Raw genomic sequence first — 21,233 nt, 5'->3', positions numbered from 1 at the left:
CTCGTTCGCGCTAGTTGGCAGGCTCAGCCTGGTCACCCTCGGCGGAGTCGACGACCGGACCCGCCTCGGTCGGGTCGACCGTCGGACCCGCCTCGGCGGAGTCGACGTCGACACCGCTGTCACCACTGGTGACGTCCGCGGGCTCGTCGGCGTTGCGCGCCACCGCGATCAGGGTGGTCCCTTCGCCGAGGTTCATCAACCGGACGCCCTTCGTCTGCCGCCCTGCCTTGCGCACCTCCTTGGCGCTGGTCCGGATGACCCCGCCCGAAGAGGTGATCGCGTACAGCTCGTCGTCGACGTCGACGATGAGCGCGCCGACCAGCCTGCCACGCCTGCGGTCGTGCTGGATGGTGAGCACACCCTTGCCACCGCGACCCTGGACGGGGTAGTCCTCGATCGGCGTGCGCTTGGCGTACCCACCATCGGTCGCCACCAAAACAAACAGGCCCTCTTGGACGACGCCCATCGACAGCAGCTCGTCCCCGCTGTTGAAGCGCATGCCCAGCACGCCCGAGGTCGCCCGCCCCATCGGGCGCAGCGCCTCGTCGCTCGCGTGGAACCGAATGGACTGGCCGTCGGCCGAGATCAGCTGGAGGTCGTCGGACGCCGAGCACAGCACCGCGCCGACCAGCTCGTCGTCGTCACGCAGGTTGATGCCGATCAGGCCACCGGACCGGTTGGAGTCGAAGTCGGACAGCTTCGACTTCTTGACCAGGCCCTTCTTGGTGGCGAGCACCAGGTACGGCGCGACCTCGTAGTTCTTGATCTGGATGACCTGGGCGATCTCCTCCTCCGGCTGGAACGCCAGGAGGTTCGCCACGTGCTGGCCGCGCGCGTTGCGGTTGGCCTCGGGCAGCTCGTAGGCCTTCGCCCGGTACACCCGGCCCTTGTTCGTGAAGAACAGGATCCAGTCGTGCGTGGAGCACACGAAGAAGTGCTGCACGATGTCGTCCTGCTTGAGCTGGGCGCCCTGCACGCCCTTGCCGCCGCGCTTCTGCGAGCGGTACAGGTCGGTCTTCGTGCGCTTCGCGTAACCCGTCCGGGTGATGGTGACGACGACGTCCTCGACCGCGATCAGGTCTTCCATCGACACGTCGCCGTCGAACGGCACGATCTTGGTGCGCCGGTCGTCACCGTGCTTGTCCACGATCGCCAGCAGCTCCTCGCGCACGATCGCGCGCTGCCGCTCCGGCTTGTCGAGGATGTCCTTGTAGTCGGCGATCTCCAGCTCGATCTCGGCCAACTGGTCGACGATCTTCTGCCGCTCCAGGGCGGCCAACCGGCGCAGCTGCATCTCCAGGATCGCGTTGGCCTGGATCTCGTCTACGTCGAGCAGCTCCATCAAGCCGGTGCGCGCCACCTCGGGCGTGTCCGACCGGCGGATCAGCGCGATCACCGCGTCGAGCTGGTCGAGCGCCTTGACCAGGCCGCGCAGCACGTGGGCGCGTTCCTCGGCCTTGCGCAGGCGGAAGCGCGTGCGCCGGACGATGACCTCGATCTGGTGCTTCACGTAGTGCCGGATCATCTGGTCCAGGCGCAACGTGCGCGGCACGCCGTCGACCAGCGACAGCATGTTCACACCGAAGGAGTACTGCAGCTGGGTGTGCTTGTAGAGGTTGTTCAGCACGACCTTGGCGACCGCGTCGCGCTTGAGCGTGACCACGATCCGCATGCCCGAGCGGCGGTTGGACTCGTCGGCGATGTTCGCGATGCCGGTCAGCTTCTGGTCGCGGACCAGGGTGGCGATGTTCTCCACCAGGTTGTCCGGGTTCACCTGGTAGGGCAGCTCGGTGACCACCAGGATCGTGCGGCCCTTGGCGTCCTCGTCGATCTCCACGACCGCGCGCATCTTCACCGAGCCGCGGCCGGTGCGGTACGCGTCCTCGATGCCGGCAGTGCCGAGGATCTGGCCGTAGGTCGGGAAGTCGGGCCCCTTGATCCGCTGGATCATCGCCTCCAGCGTCTCCTCCTCGGACGCGTCCCAGTTGTCCAGCGCCCAGACCACGCCGTCGGCGACCTCGCGCAGGTTGTGCGGCGGGATGTTGGTCGCCATGCCGACCGCGATGCCCGAGCTGCCGTTGATCAGCAGGTTCGGCACGCGCGAGGGCAGGACCGTCGGCTCCTGGATGCGACCGTCGTAGTTGTCGCGGAAGTCGACCGTGTCTTCCTCGATGTCGGCCAGCATCTGCATGGCCAACGGCGTGAGCCGGCACTCGGTGTACCTCATCGCGGCTGCCGGATCGTTGCCCGGGGAGCCGAAGTTGCCCTGGCCGTCGATCAGCGGGTAGCGCTGCGACCACGGCTGGGCGAGGCGGACCAGTGCGTCGTAGATGGCCGAGTCGCCGTGGGGGTGGTAGTTGCCCATCACGTCGCCCACCACGCGGGCGCACTTGTTGTAGCTGCGGTCCGGGCGGAAGCCCGAGTCGAACATCGAGTACAGCACGCGGACGTGCACGGGCTTCAGGCCGTCGCGCACGTCGGGCAGCGCTCGTCCCACGATCACGCTCATCGCGTAGTCGATGTACGAGTTCTGCATCTCCTGCTGGATGTCGCGCGGCTCGGTGCGGTCTCCACCAGCCGGGGGCAGCGTCGTCTCGCTCACAGTTCTACTTCCTTAGAGGGCACGCCTGCGGGTTCGGGAACGACAGGGGTCAGACGTCGAGGAACCGGACGCCCTTGGCGTTGCGGGTGATGAACGCGCGGCGGGCCTCCACGTCCTCGCCCATCAGCACGCTGAACAGCTCGTCGGCCGTCGCGGCGTCGTCCATGGTCACCTGCGTCAGCACCCGGTTGGCCGGGTCCATCGTCGTCTCCCACAGCTCGGAGGAGTTCATCTCGCCGAGGCCCTTGTAGCGCTGGATGTTGTCGTCCTTGCCGATCTTCTTGCCCGCGGCGAGACCGGCCTTGATGATGCCGTCCCGCTCGCGGTCGGAGTAGGCGTACTCCGGCTCGGCGCGCTGCCACTTGATCTTGTAGAGCGGCGGGTTCGCCAGGTACACGTGGCCGTGCTCGATCAGCGGGCGCATGAAGCGGAACAGCAGGGTCAGCAGCAGCGTCCGGATGTGCTGGCCGTCCACGTCGGCGTCGGCCATCAGCACGATCTTGTGGTAGCGCAGCTTCGCGATGTCGAAGTCCTCGTGGATGCCCGTGCCGAACGCCGTGATCAGGGCCTGGACCTCGTTGTTCTTCAGCACGCGGTCGATGCGCGCCTTCTCCACGTTGATGATCTTGCCCCGGATCGGCAGGATCGCCTGGAACATGGAGTCCCGGCCCTCCTTGGCCGAGCCGCCCGCGGAGTCGCCCTCCACGACGTAGATCTCGCAGTCCTCCGGGTTGGTGGAGCGGCAGTCCTTGAGCTTGCCGGGCAGGCCGCCGATGTCGAGGGCGCCCTTGCGGCGGACGAGCTCGCGGGCCTTGCGGGCGGCGATGCGGGCCTGCGCCGAGGACACCGACTTGGTGACGATCGCCCTGGCCTCGTTGGGGTGGCGCTCGAACCAGTCGGCCAGGTGCTCGTTGGTGGACTTCTGCACGAAGGACTTGGCCTCGCTGTTGCCCAGCTTGGTCTTGGTCTGGCCCTCGAACTGCGGCTCCTTGAGCTTGACCGAGATGATCGCGGCCAGGCCCTCGCGGATGTCGTCGCCGGTGAGGTTGGAGTCCTTCTCCTTGAGCAGCTTCTTCTCGCGCGCGTACTCGTTGACCACGCGGGTCAGCGCGGCGCGGAAGCCCTCCTCGTGCGTGCCGCCCTCGTGCGTGTTGATCGTGTTGGCGAACGTGTACACCGACGGCGTGTAGCCGGTGTTCCACTGCATCGCCACCTCGACCTCGAGGTCCTCGCCCTTCGCCTCGAACGAGACGACCTTCTGGTGCACGGCCTCGCGGGTGTGGTTGATGTGGCGGACGAAGTCCTCCAGGCCGCCGGGGTAGTGGAACGTGCGCTCGCGCACGGCCGCCACGTGGCCCTCGGCGTCGGCCTCCTCGTCGCTCGCCTGCACGCGCTCGTCGCGCAGGATGATCGTGAGGCCCTTGTTGAGGAACGCCATCTCCTGCAGGCGGCGGGAGATCGTCTCGATGTTGTAGTCGGTGGTCTCGAAGATCGTCGGGTCGGCCCAGAACGTGATGGCCGTGCCGGTCTCGTCGGTCGGCTCGCCCCTGGTCAGCTCGTGCGCGGGCTTGGTGTTCTCGAACCGCTGGTTCCACGTGAAACCCTCGGCCTTGACCTCGACGTCGACGGCGGTCGACAGGGCGTTCACCACGGAGATGCCGACGCCGTGCAGACCGCCGGACACCGCGTAGGAGTCGCTGTCGAACTTGCCGCCCGCGTGCAGCTTGGTCAGCACCACTTCCAGCGTGGGCCGCTTCTCGACCGGGTGCATGCCGACGGGGATGCCGCGGCCGTCGTCGATGACCCGGACGCCCCCGTTGGCCAGCAGCGTCACGTCCACGACCGTCGCGTAGCCGGCCATGGCCTCGTCGACCGAGTTGTCCACGACCTCCTGGATCAGGTGGTGCAGACCGCGCTCGCCGGTGGAACCGATGTACATGCCTGGCCGCTTGCGGACCGCTTCCAGGCCCTCCAGGACGGTGATCGAGGACGCGTTGTACTCATTCTTCTTGGCTGCCACGGGCCTGGTGTCTCCTCGGACTTCACGCGACTGGGACCGTCGCCGGGCGACGCTGGGTTGCGCTACCCCACGATTCTACCGGGGCATACCGACAGGAACCCACTTAGGACACCCCTGGTTTGCTCACAGGCGGCCCGAAGTGAACGAAGATGGGTACGGACCGCTGGTCACGGGGTCAAAATCGACTGGTGAGCGCTCACCGCGCCACAGAATCGCCGCTGCGGCCCTGGCGCTCGTCACCCGTAGGTGTCACGTGGTCCGCGGCCCGGAGCGTGCCTGGGGCCGTAACGCCAACTGGGCGCCGCCGGACCCTGGACCTTCAACTTCTGCACGACGCCGTGGCCGACGCCCGCCGCGATCCGCTTGAGCAGGTCGCGCTGCAGCAGCCGCAGCTGCGTGGCCCACGCCGTCGAGTCGGCCTGGACGGTCAGTTCGCCGTCACTGAGCGCCACCGGCTGCGCGTGCTCGGCCACGTCCTCACCGACCAGTTTCGGCCACCGGGCGAACACCTGACCACCCGACAGCCGCTCGACCCAACCGCGGTCGGCGGCGATCCTCGACGCGAGCCTGCCGAGCGGTTGCGGGTCGCGGTCGTCGGGGCCGGGCCCGGACCAGCGGCGACGCCGACGACGGCTCGTCGCGCCCGCCCCACCCTTGCGCACGCCCCGCACCCCGCGCTCCTTGGCGGACGCGCGGGCCGCTTCCAGGGCGGCTCGGGCGAGGTCCGGACCCCGCAATCCACCCTCTTGTGTACTACCGGCTGTGGATATGTCCGGTTCACGAGGCGAGTTATCCACACCATCCACAGGGTTGTCCCCAGATGTGTGTCGGGTCACACCCGTTCGGGGCAACTCGTCAGACACGGCGCACCTCCCCGTGGCGAACGTCGAACCGCAGCCCGTCCAGCTCCTCGGGCACGTCCTCCGCGACCGCCGCCGTGATCAGCACCTGCTCCGCGCCGGCGGCCACCTTCGCCAACTGGCGACGCCTGCCGCGGTCCAGTTCGGCGAACACATCGTCCAGCACGAGGACCGGTTCGGCCCCCTCGACACGCAGCAACTCGTACCCGCCGAGACGCAGGGCCAAGGCGAAGGACCATGACTCACCGTGACTGGCGTAGCCCTTCGCGGGCAGGTCGCCGAGCGCCAGGTCGAGGTCGTCGCGGTGCGGCCCGACCAGGCACACGCCCCGCTCGACCTCCTGCGGGCGCACCCGGTGCAGCTCGGCGAGCAGCGCGTCCTCCAGCACGTCCCGGTCGTCCGACTCGGGGAACGCCTCGCCGAGGCTCGACCGGTACGCGATCCGCGCGGGCCGGGACTCCGGCGCCACCTCCGCGTACGCCGCGGCCACGTGCGGCGCGATGTCCGCGACCAGGTCCAGCCGCGCGGCCAGCAGCTCGGCGCCGTGCCGGGCCAGGTGCCCGTCCCACACGTCGAGCGTGCTGATGTCGGCGTTGCGCGCCGCGCGCACGGTCTTGAGCAACGCGCCACGCTGCTTGAGCACGCGTTCGTAGTCGCTGCGCACCCCGGCGTACCGCGGCGCGCGCGTGGTCAGCAGTTCGTCGAGGAACCGCCGGCGTTCGCCGGGGTCGCCGCGCACCAGCGCCAGGTCCTCCGGCGCGAACAGCACCGTCCGCAGGATGCCGAGCACGTCGCGCGGGCGCGGCACCGGGCCGCGGTTGACCCGCGCCCGGTTCGCCTTGCCCGGCGTGATCTCCAGCTCGACCAGCAGCTCGCGCCCCTCGTTGACCACCGCCGCGCGGACCACCGCCCGCGAGGCGCCGTGCCGGATCAGCGGCGCGTCCGTGGCCACCCGGTGCGAGCCGAGGGTGGCCACGTACCCCAGCGCCTCGACCAGGTTCGTCTTGCCCTGGCCGTTGCGCCCCACCAGCACGCTCACCCCCGGCTCGAACACCAGGTCCGCGTGCTCCCACGACCTGAAGTCGGTGACTTGCAGGTGCCGGACGTACAACTCGTCAGCTCTGGGTCGAGCCGGAACCGGACGAAGGACCCGCGGTCTGCACGGCGTGGCCGCCGAACTGGTTGCGCAGCGCCGCGACCGCGCGCATGGCGGGCGAGTCGTCCTGCCGGGACGCGAACCGGGCGAACAGCGCGGCGGAGATCACCGGCGCGGGCACCGCGTGCTTGATCGCCTCCTCGACGGTCCACCGGCCCTCGCCGGAGTCCTCGACGTGACCGCGCAGGTCGTCCAGCTCCGGGTCCGACTCCAGCGCGCGGACCAGCAGGTCCAGCAACCACGAGCGGACCACGGTGCCGCGCTGCCACGCCTTGATCGTGGCCGGCACGTCGTCCACCAGCTTGGAGGCCTCCAGCAGCTCGAAGCCCTCGGCGTAGGCCTGCATGAGGCCGTACTCGATGCCGTTGTGGACCATCTTCGCGAAGTGGCCGGCGCCGATGCGGCCCGCGTGCGCGAAGCCCTCCTCGCGCGGACCCTCCGGGCGCAGCGCGTCGAAGATCGGCATGGCGCGCTCGACGTGCTCGGCGTCGCCGCCGACCATCAGGCCGTAGCCGTTCTCCAGGCCCCACACGCCACCGGACACGCCGGCGTCCAGGTAACCGACGCCCTTCTCGCCCAACGCCCTGGCGTTGACCTCGTCGTCGGTGAAGCGGGAGTTGCCGCCGTCGATCACCAGGTCGCCCGGCTCGAGCAGGTCGCCGAGCTCGGCGATCGTCTGCCGGGTGATGTCACCGGCGGGCACCATCACCCACACCACGCGCGGTGCGGCGAGCTTGCCCACCATGTCGGCGAGCGAGTCGGCGTCGGTGACTTCCGGGTTGCGGTCGTAGCCGACCACCTCGTGCCCCGCGCGGCGGATGCGCTCGCGCATGTTGAAGCCCATCTTGCCGAGGCCGACGAGTCCGAGCTGCACGGTCGTTCCTCTTCCCTAGCGTCTGTGGATGGCGTGGTGGATCAGCCGGGCAGGCGCACGGGCATCAGCAGGTACAGGTAGCCCGGCGCCACGTTCCCATCCTCGTCCACCGGCTTGAGCAGTGCGGGGCGACTGGGTGTGGTGAAGGACAAGTGCGCCCGCGGCGTGCGGACGGCCTGGAGCCCTTCGAGGAGGTAGGTCGGGTTGAACGCGATGGTGACCGCGTCGCCGGTGTAGTCGACCGGCAGCTCTTCCTCGGCGCTGCCCTCGTCGTCGCCGCCCGCGGACAGGCGCAGGCCGTTGTCCACGAACTCCAGCCGGACCTGCGTGCCGCGCTCGGCGACCAGCGACACGCGCTTGATCGCCTGCACCAGCGCGTCGACCTCGATGATCGCGGCGGCCGAGTGCTCGGTGGGCAGCAGCTGGCGGTACTTCGGGAAGTCGGCATCGAGCAGGCGGGTGGTCGTGCGGCGGTTCGTGCCGGACAGGCCGAGCAGGCCGTCGTTCGCGGCCAGGGACAGCTCGATCTTCGCGCCGGACGCGCCCAGCGTCTTCGCGGCGTCGTTCAGGGTCTTCGCCGGCACGAGCACGGCGACCTCGCCGAGGGACTCGTTCGGCTCCCACGGGAACTCGCGCATGGCGAGCCGGAAGCGGTCGGTGGCGACCAGGGTCACCTTGCCCTCGCCGATCTCCAGCCGGACACCGGTCAGCATCGGGAGCGTGTCGTCCTTGCCCGCCGCGACGGCGACCTGGTTCACGGCCTCGCCGAAGACCTCGCCCGGGAGCTCGCCGGCCAGCTGCGGCATGGACGGCAGCTGCGGGTAGTCCTCGACCGGCATGGTCGGCAGGCTGAACCGGGCGCTGCCGCACGAGATCGTCATCCGGGAGCCGTCGACCGCGATCTCGACCGGGTGGTTCGGCAGGGCTTTGGTGATGTCGGCCAGGAGCCGTCCGCTGACGAGCGCCTTGCCGCCGTCGGCGATCGTGGCCGGGACGCCGCACTGGGCGGACACCTCGTAGTCGAACCCGGAGACGGTCAGCGCCTCACCGGAGCCGTCCTCCGCCCCGGCGTCGAGCAGGATTCCGCCGAGCACCGCGACAGGCGGCCTGGACGGCAGGCTGCGGGCGACCCAGGCGACGGCGTCGGCCAGGCCGTCGCGCTCGACGCGGATCTTCATGAGGCGTCCTTCCTCAAGTCGGCATGACCAACAACAGCATGCGTTGCGGTGGGGGTTGGGGAGCCGCGGCCCTCGCCGGATCTTCCGACCCTCGGCGCGGAGGCTCCCCACCGTAGAGCGTCGGCCCGGTCCTCGTCACCTCGGGGCTGCCCCGGGGCGAGGCGCTGCCGAGCGCTCGTCCCCGGGCTCGACCGCCGGCTGTTTTTTCTTTGTTCTTCATCTTCAAGGGAAGACAACAGCAACAGCAGTAGGGCCTGTGGATTGTGTGGACAACCCCGGTTTCCGCAGCGTGTCGCCCGCTTGGAGGTGTGGATGGGCACGGGGTGTCACCCGGGGACAAGTCGGCGCACCCGGGGAGAACTACGCGGCTCGTCCGTTCGGTCCACAGGGAGGCCGAGTTGTCCCCGGGTTGATCCCCGGGTGTGGGCCGGGTTGTACCCGGGTGCTGCACAGGGTGATGGTGGGCCGAATCTCCCCCGACGGGGCACTTCTCCGGGGCTGTGGACAACTTTTCGCCCGCCGTTCACCAGCGACGGCACGTGCGACGGAGCTGTTGGGCCGCACCGGGAACGGCCTGGACCCGGCCCCGGTGGGGCGGGGGTACCTCACACGGGTGACACGAAACGACCCCCGTTGGTCCCGACCTCCGCGCCCGGGTGTTCCGGCCTCCTCGGCGCCTCCCGGTGGGCCGCGGCGGGCGCGGCACCCGGGTGTCGGCGGCGGATCCGGGTCGCACCCGGGTGCGGTGTGGGTCGCACCCGGGTGCCGCGGCGGCACCCGGGTGCGAGGAGGAGCGGACCACGACCCCGCGCAGGCCGGGTTGGACGACGGCCGCGTGCCGCCGACCGTTCACCGGGGCGCCGTGCCGGGACGCCCCGAGGATGCGGTGGGGGTGCGGCGGTGCCGGGCTGCCGGGTGCGGGCGGCCCGGCACGGCGGATGCCGGGGACGGATGCGGGCCGCCGGAGCGGTGCGGCCGGAGGCGGGAGCCGGGTGCGGTCTGACGGGCGCGGCTGCCGGGGTTTCGTGGCGCCGGGCGCGCCGGACGCGGGGTCACCGACCCCGTCTGGCGGCCTCGGCTCGGTCCGGGGTGCGGCTCAGGGGTCGGTCGAGGGGCGCGCCCAGCGCCGATGCAAGGCCGCTCGTGGCCAGGTGCGACGGCGGGGTGGGGCGCAAGCGTTTGCGGGTCAGGGGGTGTGGCGGGCGCGCTGCTTGATGCGCGACGTCAGCTCCTGCACCTGCTCGTACACCCGGCGGCGCTCGGCCATCTCCTTGCGGATCTTCTTGTCCGCGTGCATGACCGTCGTGTGGTCGCGACCGCCGAACGTCTGGCCGATCTTCGGCAGCGACAGGTCCGTCAGCTCGCGGCACAGGTACATGGAGATCTGCCGCGCCTGGGCCAGGACCTTCGTCTTGCCGGGGCCGCACAGGTCGTCTATGGACACGGAGAAGAACTCCGCGGTGACCGCCATGATCGTGGGCGCGGTGATCTCCGGGGCGTGCGAGTCCGGGATCAGGTCGCGCAGGACTATCTCGGCCAGCTGCACGTCGACCGGCTGCCGGTTGAGCGAGGCGAACGCGGTGACGCGGATGAGCGCGCCCTCGAGCTCGCGGATGTTCCGCTCGATCCGGGCCGCGATGAACTCCAGCACCTCGGCGGGCGCGGCCAGCCGGTCCTGCGCGGCCTTCTTGCGCAGGATGGCGATCCGCGTCTCCAGCTCGGGCGGCTGGATGTCGGTGATCAGGCCCCACTCGAACCGCGTCCGCAGCCGGTCCTCCAACGTCTCCAGCCGCTTGGGCGGCCGGTCGGAGGACACCACGATCTGCTTGTTCGCGTTGTGCAGCGTGTTGAACGTGTGGAAGAACTCCTCCTGCGTGCCCTCCTTGCCCTCCAGGAACTGGATGTCGTCGACCAACAGCACGTCGATGTCCCGGTACCGGCGCTGGAAGGCGACCTTGCGGTCGTCACGCAGGGAGTTGATGAAGTCGTTGGTGAACTCCTCGGTCGACACGTACCGCACGCGCATGCCGGGGAACAGCCGCTGCGCGTAGTGCCCGACCGCGTGCAGCAGGTGCGTCTTGCCGAGCCCGGACTCACCCCAGATGAACAGCGGGTTGTACGCGCGGGCGGGCGCCTCGGCGACGGCCACCGCGGCTGCGTGCGCGAAGCGGTTGGACGCGCCGATGACGAACGTGTCGAAGTTGTACTTCTCGTTCAGCCTGGTCTGCGAGGCCACCGGGTTGGCCGGCCGGGTGTACGGCATGCCGCTCGGCGCGGCGTGACCACCGCTGAACGTGGGCCAGATCTCGGTGACGGCGGCGAGCGCCTCGCCCTCCTCGTCGACCTCTTCGCCTTCGCCCTCGGTGTCGCCCTCGGGCTCCACCTCGACGGCCAGGCCGCCGTTGACGGCCACCGCGCCGGGCGGCGGTCCGGGCACGGGCACCGGGATCGGCGCGGTCACGGGGTCGGGCGAGTCGACCTTCACGGCCAGCGAGACGGCTCGGCCGAGCCGACGGGACAGGGCCGCGGTGATCGGTTCGCGCAGCGCGCGCTCGATGGCTTCCTTGGCGAAGTCGCTCGGCGCGGCGAGCAGCGCGGTCCCGTCGAGCAGCCCGATGGGTCGGGTCACGCGCATCCAAGCGCGCTGTTGGGGGGACAACGTGCTGGCTGCGAGCTCCTGCACGACCTGCTCCCACACGAGACCCAGATCGGTCTGGTGGTCGGACACCTCCGCGCTCCCCTCCCCTCGGTGACGTCTCCGCGGTCAGTCCCCGGGGAACTTCCACGACGTGGACACGGAGAATAGAGGCATCCACAGAGTTATCCACAACTGTGCACGAACGGGGCCCGGAGCGCAGCGGATCCCCCCGTTGCTCCCGAGCGCCTGCGGCCGGCGTGGCGGGGGCCGTCGTCCTTCGTGTAGCCCGGCCCGCGTCGACCCGCATCACCCGCGAAGGCAGCACGCTAACAAGGTGCGGGCCCTGCCACAAGGCGTACCGCCGCGCAAGCCCTTTCCGTGCCTGGAACACCGCTCGAAACGCCCCGGTGCGACCCCGATTTGAACCGCGCCCCCGGGGCTGCGTACCCTCGTAACCGTCTCCCGCTTGCGTGGGGTGCTTTTCGCGCGCCTAAGGCTTGATCGCTGGGGACAACCACAGACCTGCTTGGCAGTTAAGCACCGGGAGTCCGACCGTGAGCAAGGGTAAGCGCACCTTCCAGCCCAACAACCGTCGCCGTGCCAAGACGCACGGGTTCCGGCTGCGCATGCGCACCCGTGCCGGTCGCGCCATCCTGGCCGCGCGCCGTGGCAAGGGCCGCAAGCAGCTGTCCGCCTGATCGCCGCAGCGCCGTGCTACCCGCGGCCAATCGGCTGACCCGCAGCCAGGACTTCGGCCTGGTGGTCCGCCGAGGCCGCCGGGCCGGCCGGTCCCGGCTGGTGGTGCACGTCCTGACGTCGGCGCAGCCCACCTTGGACCCGTCCAAGGTGGGCTTCGTCGTGAGCAAGGCCGTGGGCAACTCCGTGGTCCGGCACCGCGTGAGCCGCAAGCTCCGGCACGTGGTGCGCGATCGGCTCGACGTGCTGCCGCCCGGAACTTCACTGGTCGTGCGCGCGTTGGCACCGTCAGCCGATGCGGACAGCGCCGAGCTCGGCCGTGACCTCGACGCGGCGCTGCACAAGGTGCTGCGATGACGACCGTCCAGGTGAGCCCCGTAGTCCGGGTGCTGCTGCTGCCGGTGCGCTTCTACCGGAAGTTCATCTCACCGGCACTGCCCCCGACCTGCCGTTTCCACCCGAGTTGCAGCGCGTACGCGGTGGAGGCGTTGACCGTCCACGGTGCGTTGCGCGGTTCCTGGCTGACCCTGCGCCGGCTGGGCCGCTGCGGACCCTGGCACCCTGGTGGCCTGGACCCGGTTCCGCCGAGGCGAAACGCGGTCCCCGACCTTCCTGCCGAGGAGTAGCTAGTGCTCAACTTCATCTACTACCCGGTGTCCTTCATCCTGTGGTGTTGGCACTGGGTGTTCGGCCACATCTTCGGCGAGTCGAGCGGGTTCGCGTGGGCCCTGGCCGTGGTGTTCCTCGTCTTCACGCTGCGCGCGATCCTGTTCAAGCCGTTCGTCGGCCAGGTCCGCTCGATGCGCAAGATGCAGGAGTTCGCGCCCGAGCTGCAGAAGATCAAGAAGAAGTACGCGAACGACAAGCAGCGCCAGGCGCAGGAGATGCAGAAGCTCCAGTCGGAGCACGGCGTCAACCCGCTGGGCGGCTGCCTGCCGATGCTGGTGCAGATCCCGGTGTTCATCGGCCTGTTCCACGTGCTGCGCTCGTTCCGGCCCGGCTGGGGCGAGGTCTACTTCTTCGACGCCCAGGGCGTGGAGTCGTTCGTCAACGCGAAGCTCTTCGGCGCGAACCTGTCGACGTTCATCACGATGCCCGCCCAGGAGCTGGAGCAGTTCGCCACCAGCCGCAACGCGGTGCTGCTGGTCTCGATCCCGTTGATGATCATCGCCTCGATCGCGACGCACTTCACCGCGCGCCACTCGGTGGCCCGGCAGACGCAGGCCGCGGCGGACAACCCGCAGACCGCGATCATGAACAAGCTGACGCTCTACATCTTCCCGATCGGCGTGCTCGTCGGTGGCCTCTTCTTCCCCATCGCGATCCTGCTCTACTGGCTGAGCAACAACGCTTGGACGCTGGGCCAGCAGTACGTCGTGTACCACCGCATCGACCGCGAGGAAGAGGCGAAGAAGGTCGAGGCCACCGCGCAGCGGTCGGCGCTCGCGCCGAAGCCGGGCGTGAAGCCCGCGACCAAGCCCAAGCCTGGCCAGAAGCCGCAGCCGCAGCGCAAGCCCACGGGCGCCCAGCCCGCCTCCGGCGCCGCCAAGGCCGCACCGGACGACGCGAGCGAGTCGACGCCGACCGCGAAGCCGTCCACCGAGATTCCCGGTCTGAGCCCAGACCGATCCCCAGGCAAGAAGCAGGGCAACAAGAAGCGTCGTTGACCCTGGAGAGGAGACATCGTGTCGGAGACGTTGCAGGCGGCCGACGTGGACGCACCGGAGGCCGACAAGGTTCCGCCGGCGCGCTCGGGGAGTTCGGAGGACCTGCTCGTCCAGGAGGGCGACATCGCCGGGGACTACCTCGAGCGGCTGTTGGACCTGCTCGACTACGACGGCGACATCGACCTCGACGTCGAGGCGGGTCGGGCGATCGTGAGCATCGACGGCGGTGACGACCTGGAGAAGCTGGTCGGTCCCCGCGGCACGGTCCTGGAGTCGTTGCAGGAGCTGACCCGGCTCGCGGTGCAGCAGGAGACGGGCGTGCGCAGCCGCCTCATGCTGGACATCGCCGGGTGGCGCGCCGGACGACGTGCCGAACTCGCCGACCTCGGCCGGACCACGGCGGAGAAGGTGGTGGCGACGGGCGAGAAGGTGCGGCTGCACCCGATGACGCCGTTCGAGCGGAAGGTCGTGCACGACGCCGTCGCCGCCGTGGCGGGCGTGCACAGCGAGAGCGAGGGCGAGGAGCCCCAGCGCCGCGTGGTGGTGCTGCCGAAGCCCTGAGCGGGTTGTTCGAGCGGTGTGGCCGAACGGCCCCGGTCCCCTGGTGGGACCGGGGCCGTTCTGGTTGGTGGTTGGGGCGGCTGGTGGGTGGGCCGCTGAGTTACGACTCGACCAGGTAGCGCTCGTCGGTGATCTCCCGGCCCCAGAGGGTCGGATCGGTGAGCGGGTGGACGTCCCCCTCCCCCAGCAGCGCCACGCACTCGGCGGCGGTGAGGCCGGCGCCCGTGGACCAGCGACCCTCGATCAGGATCAGGCGGCCGTTCGGCTTGAGGAGGGCGCGCCACCGGTCGAGCGCGGCGGCCGGGTCGGGCAGCGCCCAGAGGACGTGCCGGGCGAGCACGACGTCGAAGCTGCCCGGCGGGTACGGCGGGTGGGCCGCGTCGCCTTGGCGGAAGTCGAGGCCGGGAGCCTTGGCGCGGGCCACCGCGAGCATCCGCTCGGAGAGGTCGAGGCCGTGGGCGGGGTGGCCGGCCTCGGCGAGCAACGCGGTGAGGCTGCCCGTGCCGCAGCCGAGGTCGGCCACCGCGGCGGGAGCGGGTGGGAGTCGTGGGAGGAGCACGTCGGCCCACGCCCGGCGGACGGCCGGGTCGCGCAGTCCGTGGTCGGCGTCCTCGTCGAACGTCGCGGCCTGGGCGTCCCAGAACCGGGCTTGGGCGAAGGTGGTCAGCCACGCGCGCTGCTCGTCGCTCTCGGGGACGTCCCGGCCGCGCGCCTCGGAGATCGCCTGCCACGCCGCTTCCGGTGACGCGCCGTCCATGACGAGGAGCGCGCCGGCGAGCAAGGACGAGCGGCCGATCCCGCCCCAGCAGTGGACCACGACGTGCCGGCCCGCGCGCATGTCGTGGAGGACGGGGTCGAGGTTCGGGGCGGTGGCGGGGATGCCGAAGTCCGGGATCGGCAGCCAGTGGAAGGTGATGCCGGCGTCGCGGGCGGCCTCGGGCTCGTCGGTCAGGTCGAGCTCGGCCAGTTCCGTCTCGGTGAGCGCGCACACGATCACCTCGACGCCGGCCGCTGCCAGGTCGGCGATGTGTTCGAGGCTGTGGGGGTGCCCCATCGTGCTCAGCACCCCCGGTCTGATCTCGTACATGCCCTTGCCCTTCCCCTCGTCGTGTTTCACGTGAAACGGTCGCGGCATGACTGGGATCATCCGCAAGCTCCGTGTCGCCGCCTACGCCGTGATCATCGAAGACGGTCGGTTGCTGCTGTCCCGCTGGCTCGGACCGGACCGGCCGATGTGGATCCTGCCCGGCGGCGGGCTCGACCACGGCGAGGACCCGTACGACGCGGTGGTCCGCGAGGTGTTCGAGGAGACGGGCTACCGGGCGGAGGTGGACCGGCTGCTCGGCATCCAGAACGTCCACGGTCCGTTGGCGCGGGACGGGGTCGAGGTGGACTACCACCGCATCCGGATCATGTACGAGGCGCACGTCGTCGGCGGGGAGTTGACGTTCGAGGTCGGCGGGAGCACGGACCAGGCGGCGTGGTTCCCGCTCGAGGAAGTGCCGGACTTGGATCACGTCGAGTCGGTCGACTACGCGTTGCAACTCCTCCGGGTGCTCCCCGAGGACGGTCGGATTGAAAGTTTCACGTGAAACGCGACTCGGATTTGGCGTGTCGCCGGGGTGATCCGTCATAGTGGGGACCGGCACATCTCGTGGGGCTCATCGCCTCCTTGACGAGACGCCCAACCCCATCGCCACACCCGGCCGCCGCCGGCGTCTGGTGTGGTTTCACGTGAAACGTCCCGGACGGAGACATGGCCGCAGAGGTGGAAGACCGCGCGAAGAAGGTCTTCGGTGACCACTACGACAAGGCGGTCGCCTTCACGGCACTGCTCACCGAGCACGGCGTCGAACGCGGGCTCATCGGCCCGCGGGAGGTCGACCGGCTCTGGGAGCGTCACATCCTCAACTCGGCCGTCGTGGCGGAGTTGCTCCCCCAAGGTTCACGGGTCGTGGACGTGGGCTCGGGCGCGGGACTGCCGGGGCTCCCCCTGGCGATCGCGCGGCCGGACCTGGAGTTGACGCTCCTGGAGCCGATGGCGCGGCGAGTGGCGTGGCTGACCGAGTGCGTCGACGCGCTCGGTCTGAAGGTCGCCGTGGTGCGTGGCCGGGCCGAGGAGCCGCTGGTGCGGGAGCAGCTGGGTGACAGCGACGTCGTGACGGCGCGCGCGGTGGCCCCGCTGGAACGGCTGACGCGGTGGTGCCTGCCGCTGCTCCGGCCGGGTGGACGTCTGGTGGCTCTCAAGGGCGAGAGCGCTGCGGAAGAGCTGGAGCGCGACGCCGAGGCGGTGCGCCGGGCCGGAGGGATCCGACCGCGCGTCACCACCTGCGGTGGCGAAGTACTCGAACTGCCGACGACGGTCGTGCTCGTGGAGCGCGATGAGCAGGCGAGCCGCCGTGAAGGCGCGCGTCGCAGAAGGAAGGATCGGTGAACGTGTACCCCGACCCCTTGCAACCGGTGTTCCAAGCGGCCGGTGTTTCACGTGAAACGGAGCCCGAAGGTGTGGTGGGCGCGGGTGAAGTGCTCCGTCCCGCATCCGAGTCGAACTTGGCAAACAACGTGGAACCGGCAGGAGACAGCACCGTGTGGACCCCCATCGCGGAAGAAGCGGCACGCGCCACCCGCGTCCTGCACCCCGACTCCCTCCAACTCCCCCGTCCGGACCGTCGCCGGGTCATGGTGGTCGCCAACCAGAAGGGTGGCGTCGGCAAGACCACGAGCACGGTGAACCTGGCCGCCGCGCTCGCCATCCACGGCCTCAAGGTGCTCGTCATCGACCTCGACCCGCAGGGCAACGCGAGCACGGCGCTGGCCGTCGAGCACCGCTCCGGCACGCCATCGGTGTACGAGGTGCTGATCGGTGAGCTGTCCGTGGCCGAAGCGGCTCAGGTCAGCAACCAGTCCCCCAACCTGTACTGCGTGCCGGCCACGATCGACCTGGCGGGCGCGGAGATCGAGTTGGTCTCGATGGTCGCTCGGGAGTCGCGGCTGAAGGAGGCGCTGAGCCCCGAGGCGCTGGACTCCATCAAGCCGGACTACGTGTTCATCGACTGCCCGCCGTCGCTCGGCCTGCTGACCGTCAACGCGATGGTCGCCGCGCAGGAGGTGCTGATCCCGATCCAGTGCGAGTACTACGCGTTGGAGGGGTTGGGGCAGCTGCTGCGCAACATCGAGCTGGTGCAGGCGCACCTGAACCCGACGCTCAACGTGTCCACGATCCTGCTGACGATGTACGACGGCCGCACGAAGCTGGCCGACCAGGTGACCAGCGAGGTGCGCGGCCACTTCGGCGACACGGTCCTCAAAACGGTGATCCCGCGCAGCGTGAAGGTCTCCGAGGCACCAGGATTCGGTCAGACGGTGCTCACCTACGATCCCGGCTCACGGGGCGCGATGAGCTACCTCGACGCGGCACGGGAGATCGCCGAGTTCGGCGCGGAGATGGGGTCGGCATGACGGAACAGCGCAAGGGTGGCCTCGGTCGCGGGCTCGCGGCCCTGATCCCGAGCGGCCCACCGCCCGGCGCACCGTCGCCGTCGCCGGCGCGGACGGGCTCGAACGGGTCGTCCAACGGGTTGGTCAACGGGGAGTCCACCCCTGCGCCCTCCCCCGGCCCGACCGGGGAGGTGGCCGGCGCGGTCTACCAGGAGCTGCCGGTCACGGCTATTCGAACGAACCCGAAGCAGCCGCGGCAGGTGTTCGACGAAGAGGCGCTGCGGGAGCTGGAGCACTCGATCCGCGAGTTCGGGCTGATGCAGCCCATCGTGGTGCGGGCGATCGGGCCGGACCACTACGAGCTCGTCATGGGCGAGCGGCGGTGGCGGGCCACCCAGCTGGCGGGGTTGAAGACGATCCCGGCGATCGTGCGGCACACGGCCGACGACGTCATGCTGCGCGACGCGCTGCTGGAGAACATCCACCGCGTGCAGCTGAACCCGTTGGAAGAGGCGTCCGCCTACCAGCAGCTGCTGGAGGAGTTCGGGGTGACGCACGAGGAGCTGGCCGACCGGATCGGCCGCAGCCGGCCGGTGGTGACGAACACGATCCGACTGCTCAAGCTGCCGCTGCCGGTGCAGCGGCGGGTGGCGGCGGGCGTGTTGTCGGCGGGGCACGCCCGGGCGTTGTTGGGGGTCGAGGATCCGGGCGTGCAGGAGGAGCTGGCCACTCGGATCGTCGCCGAGGGCATGTCGGTCCGGGCGACCGAGGAAGCGGTGACGCTGGCCAAGGGCGCGGAGCCGGCCAAGGCGAAGGCCGTGCGGCGCAAGCCGATGCAGGCGCCCGGGTTGCAGGAGTTGGCGGAGCGGTTGTCGGACAACTTCGACACTCGGGTGAAGGTCGAGTTGGGGCAGCGGAAGGGGCGGATCGTGGTGGAGTTCGGGTCCGTCGATGATCTGGAGCGGATCATCCAGCTCATGTCGCCGGAAGCTGGGCAGAGGGAGCGGTCTGGGCCGGGGGCGGTGTGAACTGCCCCCTCCCGGCAGGCTCGATGTGACATGAGGCCCGTACGGGCACTCCTCAAGCACCCGAACCCATGTCGAGATCGGGCCTCGGCGGGGAGGTTGCGGGTCCGTTGGCCGCGGTTCTCCGGGACGGGTGGATCGTGACAGAAACGGACAAATGGGATTCGTTTGTGGTGCAAGGGATCACCCCGGGGGCTTTTGTCACGGTGACGATGACGGCCCGTGTCCAATCGGACACGGGCCGTCAGGGTTTGGTGAGAGGTTCTAACGGGATACTGCGCGCTCGATGAGGCCGGCGTAGATGTCGCCCAGGGACTGGCCGGCGGCTTCGACGGCCATCGGGAGGAGCGAGGTTTCCGTGAGGCCGGGTGAGACGTTGACTTCCAGGAAGTTGACGGTGCCGTCCGGGGCGACGATGGCGTCGGTTCGGGAGACGTCGCGGAGGCCCAGGAGGCGGTGGGCGGAGACGGCGAGTTCGCCGACCGCTTGGGCGGCCTTCTCGTCGAGGCGGGCCGGGGCGTGGAAGTCGGTCAGGCCGGCGGTGTAGCGGGCGGTGTAGTCGTAGACGCCGTTCTCCGGGACGATCTCGACCGGCGGGAGGGCGTAGGGGCCGTCCGGGCCGTCGACGACCGCGACGGCGACCTCGATGCCTTCCACGAAGCGTTCGGCCAGGACGGTGTTGCCGTAGGCCAGGCAGCCGACCATGGCGGCCGGGAGTTCGGCCGCGTCGCGCACGACTCGGGCGCCCAGGGCCGAGCCGCCTTGGTCGGGCTTGAGCATCAGTGGCAGGCCGAGTCGGTCGACCATGGCGTCCAGCACGGGTTGGGCGCCGAGTTCGCGGAACGTGGCGTGCGGCAGCACGGCCCACTCCGGGGTGGCCAGGCCGGCGCGGGCCAGTTCGCCCTTCGCGGTCGGCTTGTCCCAGGCACGGCGACAGGCGCGGGAGTCCGTGCCGACGAACGGGACGTTCATCAGCTCGAGGATGGTCTGCACGGAGCCGTTCTCGCCCTCGCCGCCGTGGAGGGCCACCACGACGGCGTCGGGACGGTGCTCCTTCAGCCGGGTGAGCAGGTTGCCGTCGGCGTCCCACTCCTCCACGACCAGGCCGACCGAGCGCAGCGCGGCGGACAGCCTGCGACCGGATCGCAGGGACACCTCCCGCTCGTGCGAAAGGCCCCCGGACAGGACTGCGACCCAGCGGTTGGACAACGTGTGCTCCTGATCAAGCGGTGTCGGGCGAAGGGCTGTGCGGGCCGGAGACGGCGCGGCCCACGGTCGGGCCGAACGTCTCGTGCAGCTCGATCTCGTCCTTGATGACGTTCGCGAGCCGTCGCACGCCCTCGCGGATGCGTTCTGGCGTCGGGTAGCAGTACGAGATGCGCAGCTGGCGGCTGCCGAGGCCGTCGGCGTAGAAGCCGGTGCCCGACGCGTACGCCACGCGCTGCGTGATGGCGCGGGGCAGCATGGCCTTGGTGTCGATGCCCTCGGGGACGGTCACCCAGACGTAGAAGCCGCCGTTCGGCTTGTTCCACGTGGAACCAAGCGGCATGTGCTGTTCGAGCGACGAGATCGCCGCGTCACGACGTTCCCGGTAGGCCTCGCGGTAGGTCTTGATCTGACCCTGCCAGTCGTGCGTCTTCAGGTAGCGCGACACGATCAGCTGGTTCAGGGTCGGGGGGCAGAGGGTGGCCGACTCGGCCGCCAGGACGAGCTTCTCGCGGACGGCGTGCGGCGCCAGGACCCAGCCGACCCGGAGGCCGGCGGCGAAGGTCTTGGAGAACGAGCCCAGGTAGACGACGTTGTCCGGGTCGGTCGCGCGCAGGGCCGGGTACGTGACGCCGTCGAAGCCCAGCAGGCCGTACGGGTTGTCCTCGACCACCAGGATGCCGTGGGTGCGGCAGATGTCGAGCACCTCGGCACGGCGCTGGACGGCGAGGGTGACGCCGGCCGGGTTGTGGAAGTTGGGGATCGTGTAGAGGAACTTGATCCGGCGGCCGGAGCGCTCCACCGAGGCGATGGCCTCGCGCAGCGCGTCGGGCATGAGGCCGTCCGCGTCCATGCCCACGTGGACGACCTGGGCCTGGTAGGCGGCGAAGGAGCCCAGGGCTCCGACGTACGACGGCCCCTCGGCCAGCACGACGTCACCGGGGTCGCAGAAGATGCGGGTGACCATGTCGAGGCCCATCTGGGAGCCGACGGTCACCACGACGTCGTCCGGGTGGGCGTTGATGCCCTCCAGCGCCATCACGTCGCAGATCTGCTCACGCAGCTCGGGCACGCCGTGCGCGCTGCCGTACTGGAGCGCGACGAGTCCCTCCGTGGCCACGACGTCGGCCACCTCCGCGCTGAGGGACTCCAACGGCAGTGCTGCCAGGTGCGGCATCCCTCCCGCCAGGGACACCACCTCAGGCCTGCTCGCCACCGCGAAGAGCGCCCGGATCTCCGATGCCGTCATGCCCGCCGTGCGCGCCGCGTACCGGCGCAGGTGGGGGTCGAGGCTTCTGGCTCCCTGCATAGG

19 protein-coding genes are annotated in these 21,233 nt (G+C 70.2%); 9 read left to right on the top strand and 10 right to left on the bottom strand.

The window, feature by feature from the left end; all coding sequences use genetic code 11:
- Positions 1–10: 10 nt before the first annotated feature.
- The 7 genes from gyrA to dnaA form a co-directional block, all read right to left on the bottom strand.
- Complete coding sequence (gyrA, locus tag AB0H12_RS12860) at positions 11–2,602, bottom strand: DNA gyrase subunit A (protein ID WP_499622963.1); 2,592 nt, start codon at positions 2,600–2,602, stop codon at positions 11–13.
- Positions 2,603–2,651: 49 nt separating this feature from the next.
- Positions 2,652–4,622: a DNA topoisomerase (ATP-hydrolyzing) subunit B gene (gene gyrB / locus AB0H12_RS12855; protein ID WP_499622962.1), complete on the bottom strand. Its 1,971-nt coding sequence runs from the start codon at positions 4,620–4,622 to the stop codon at positions 2,652–2,654.
- A gap of 236 nt (positions 4,623–4,858) precedes the next feature.
- Positions 4,859–5,359, bottom strand: coding sequence for a DciA family protein (locus AB0H12_RS12850; RefSeq protein ID WP_499622960.1), 501 nt, complete (start codon positions 5,357–5,359; stop codon positions 4,859–4,861).
- 118 nt (positions 5,360–5,477) lie between these two features.
- Entirely contained in the window at positions 5,478–6,593 is a 1,116-nt protein-coding gene (gene recF / locus AB0H12_RS12845) for a DNA replication/repair protein RecF (RefSeq protein WP_499622959.1), read from the bottom strand.
- Between the two features lie 4 nt (positions 6,594–6,597).
- Positions 6,598–7,512: a phosphogluconate dehydrogenase (NAD(+)-dependent, decarboxylating) gene (gnd, locus tag AB0H12_RS12840; protein ID WP_499622957.1), complete on the bottom strand. Its 915-nt coding sequence runs from the start codon at positions 7,510–7,512 to the stop codon at positions 6,598–6,600.
- Positions 7,513–7,553: 41 nt separating this feature from the next.
- On the bottom strand, positions 7,554–8,690 hold the full coding sequence (gene dnaN / locus AB0H12_RS12835) for a DNA polymerase III subunit beta (RefSeq protein WP_230569486.1): 1,137 nt from the start codon (positions 8,688–8,690) through the stop codon (positions 7,554–7,556).
- Between the two features lie 1,186 nt (positions 8,691–9,876).
- Entirely contained in the window at positions 9,877–11,418 is a 1,542-nt protein-coding gene (dnaA, locus tag AB0H12_RS12830) for a chromosomal replication initiator protein DnaA (protein ID WP_499622955.1), read from the bottom strand.
- Positions 11,419–11,882: 464 nt separating this feature from the next.
- Here dnaA and rpmH point away from each other — a divergent pair, with 464 nt between their 5' ends.
- From rpmH to AB0H12_RS12805, 5 genes are read left to right on the top strand one after another with little or no spacing between them, the layout of a single operon-like run.
- Complete coding sequence (gene rpmH / locus AB0H12_RS12825; protein ID WP_073897783.1) at positions 11,883–12,026, top strand: 50S ribosomal protein L34; 144 nt, start codon at positions 11,883–11,885, stop codon at positions 12,024–12,026.
- Between the two features lie 13 nt (positions 12,027–12,039).
- Complete coding sequence (gene rnpA, locus AB0H12_RS12820) at positions 12,040–12,381, top strand: ribonuclease P protein component (RefSeq protein WP_230569488.1); 342 nt, start codon at positions 12,040–12,042, stop codon at positions 12,379–12,381.
- Positions 12,378–12,650 carry a membrane protein insertion efficiency factor YidD gene (yidD, locus tag AB0H12_RS12815; protein ID WP_230569489.1) on the top strand — a complete coding sequence of 91 codons (273 nt, stop codon included), beginning with the start codon at positions 12,378–12,380 and terminating at the stop codon, positions 12,648–12,650. The genes rnpA and yidD overlap by 4 nt, the downstream gene beginning before the upstream one ends.
- Before the next feature lie 3 nt (positions 12,651–12,653).
- Positions 12,654–13,691 carry a membrane protein insertase YidC gene (yidC, locus tag AB0H12_RS12810; RefSeq protein WP_499622953.1) on the top strand — a complete coding sequence of 346 codons (1,038 nt, stop codon included), beginning with the start codon at positions 12,654–12,656 and terminating at the stop codon, positions 13,689–13,691.
- 18 nt (positions 13,692–13,709) lie between these two features.
- Positions 13,710–14,252: a Jag family protein gene (locus AB0H12_RS12805; protein WP_053714548.1), complete on the top strand. Its 543-nt coding sequence runs from the start codon at positions 13,710–13,712 to the stop codon at positions 14,250–14,252.
- Between the two features lie 100 nt (positions 14,253–14,352).
- Here AB0H12_RS12805 and AB0H12_RS12800 read toward each other — a convergent pair whose 3' ends face one another.
- Positions 14,353–15,387 carry a methyltransferase domain-containing protein gene (locus AB0H12_RS12800; RefSeq protein ID WP_499622951.1) on the bottom strand — a complete coding sequence of 345 codons (1,035 nt, stop codon included), beginning with the start codon at positions 15,385–15,387 and terminating at the stop codon, positions 14,353–14,355.
- Between AB0H12_RS12800 and AB0H12_RS12795 the strand changes: the two genes are divergently transcribed.
- From AB0H12_RS12795 to AB0H12_RS12780, 4 genes are all read left to right on the top strand, one after another.
- Complete coding sequence (locus AB0H12_RS12795; protein ID WP_499622949.1) at positions 15,386–15,844, top strand: NUDIX domain-containing protein; 459 nt, start codon at positions 15,386–15,388, stop codon at positions 15,842–15,844. The genes AB0H12_RS12800 and AB0H12_RS12795 overlap by 2 nt on opposite strands.
- A gap of 164 nt (positions 15,845–16,008) precedes the next feature.
- Positions 16,009–16,686, top strand: coding sequence for a 16S rRNA (guanine(527)-N(7))-methyltransferase RsmG (gene rsmG, locus AB0H12_RS12790; RefSeq protein WP_499622947.1), 678 nt, complete (start codon positions 16,009–16,011; stop codon positions 16,684–16,686).
- Between the two features lie 128 nt (positions 16,687–16,814).
- Complete coding sequence (locus tag AB0H12_RS12785; protein WP_170185177.1) at positions 16,815–17,711, top strand: ParA family protein; 897 nt, start codon at positions 16,815–16,817, stop codon at positions 17,709–17,711.
- Complete coding sequence (locus tag AB0H12_RS12780) at positions 17,708–18,718, top strand: ParB/RepB/Spo0J family partition protein (protein ID WP_499622946.1); 1,011 nt, start codon at positions 17,708–17,710, stop codon at positions 18,716–18,718. Before AB0H12_RS12785 ends, AB0H12_RS12780 begins: the two co-directional genes overlap by 4 nt.
- Positions 18,719–18,979: 261 nt before the next feature.
- Here AB0H12_RS12780 and AB0H12_RS12775 read toward each other — a convergent pair whose 3' ends face one another.
- Together AB0H12_RS12775 and AB0H12_RS12770 are read right to left on the bottom strand one after the other, a co-directional pair.
- Positions 18,980–19,924, bottom strand: a complete 945-nt coding sequence (locus AB0H12_RS12775) for a D-alanine--D-alanine ligase family protein (RefSeq protein ID WP_499622945.1) — start codon at positions 19,922–19,924, stop codon at positions 18,980–18,982.
- A gap of 13 nt (positions 19,925–19,937) precedes the next feature.
- Positions 19,938–21,230: an aminotransferase-like domain-containing protein gene (locus AB0H12_RS12770; protein ID WP_499622944.1), complete on the bottom strand. Its 1,293-nt coding sequence runs from the start codon at positions 21,228–21,230 to the stop codon at positions 19,938–19,940.
- Between the last annotated feature and the right edge of the window lie 3 nt (positions 21,231–21,233).

The organism is Actinosynnema sp. NPDC023794 (assembly GCF_040639675.1).
GTDB lineage: Bacteria > Actinomycetota > Actinomycetes > Mycobacteriales > Pseudonocardiaceae > Actinosynnema > Actinosynnema luteola.
The sequence above is the reverse complement of the archived record's forward strand: the minus strand, read 5'-3'. Positions and strand labels throughout refer to the sequence as shown.

Excerpts from the sequence above, each read along its gene's own strand:
- dnaN (WP_230569486.1), bottom strand. The coding sequence starts at position 8,690 with ATGAAGATCCGCGTCGAGCGCGACGGCCTGGCCGACGCCGTCGCCTGG.
- yidD (WP_230569489.1), top strand. The coding sequence starts at position 12,378 with ATGACGACCGTCCAGGTGAGCCCCGTAGTCCGGGTGCTGCTGCTGCCG.
- AB0H12_RS12795 (WP_499622949.1), top strand. The coding sequence starts at position 15,386 with ATGACTGGGATCATCCGCAAGCTCCGTGTCGCCGCCTACGCCGTGATC.
- AB0H12_RS12800 (WP_499622951.1), bottom strand. The coding sequence starts at position 15,387 with ATGCCGCGACCGTTTCACGTGAAACACGACGAGGGGAAGGGCAAGGGC.
- rsmG (WP_499622947.1), top strand. The coding sequence starts at position 16,009 with ATGGCCGCAGAGGTGGAAGACCGCGCGAAGAAGGTCTTCGGTGACCAC.
- AB0H12_RS12780 (WP_499622946.1), top strand. The coding sequence starts at position 17,708 with ATGACGGAACAGCGCAAGGGTGGCCTCGGTCGCGGGCTCGCGGCCCTG.
- AB0H12_RS12770 (WP_499622944.1), bottom strand. The coding sequence starts at position 21,230 with ATGCAGGGAGCCAGAAGCCTCGACCCCCACCTGCGCCGGTACGCGGCG.